Origin of the sequence: Lysobacter enzymogenes (assembly GCF_017168095.1) — a bacterium.
In the GTDB taxonomy this organism is placed as follows: Bacteria; Pseudomonadota; Gammaproteobacteria; order Xanthomonadales; family Xanthomonadaceae; genus Lysobacter; species Lysobacter enzymogenes_D.
In genome coordinates this window covers 1-505 of record NZ_LXSD01000258.1, presented here as the reverse complement: position 1 = coordinate 505, position 505 = coordinate 1, and the positions used below count along the sequence as shown (strand labels likewise).

The following is a 505-nucleotide window of genomic DNA, read 5'->3' as shown; positions in this document are numbered from 1 at the left end:
GGCGTCCTGGCGCGGCGGCCGCGGCTCGCGCGGCGGACGCGGCGGGTTGCCGTTCTGGGTCGGGCTGCCGTTGTGCGCATTGGCGTTGCCAGCCTGCGCCGCGGCCGCGTCCTGCTGCGGCTTGGCCGGCGGGTTCTGCGCCTGCTTGGGCTGCTGCGGCTGTTGCTGCTGCTTGGGCGCCTGCGGGTTCTGCGGCTGGCCCTGCTTGGGCTGCTTCTGCTGGCCCGGCTGCTGCGCCTGGGCGCCGCCGGCCTGCGGCTGCTTTTCGCGGCGCGGCTGCGCGTCCTGCTGGCGCGGCTCGTCGCGGCGGCCGTCGCGGCCGCCCTTGCCGTTGTTGCGGTTGTCGTTGCGGCGCTGGCCGTTGCCGCGCTCGCCGCGCGGCTCGTTGCGGCCGCCGTTGCCGCGGTTGCCGTCGTGCTGGCGCGCGGCCGGTTCCGGCGCGGCCGCAGCCGGCTGCGCAGTGCCGCGGAAGATGCGCAGGATGCGCTCGACCAGGCCGACCGAA

The 505-nt window shown here is 77.4% G+C and carries 1 pseudogene; it reads right to left on the bottom strand.

The features are described 5' to 3' along the window. Nucleotides 1-505 (bottom strand): annotated as a pseudogene (locus tag A7A76_RS07180) (hypothetical protein); the annotation flags it as partial.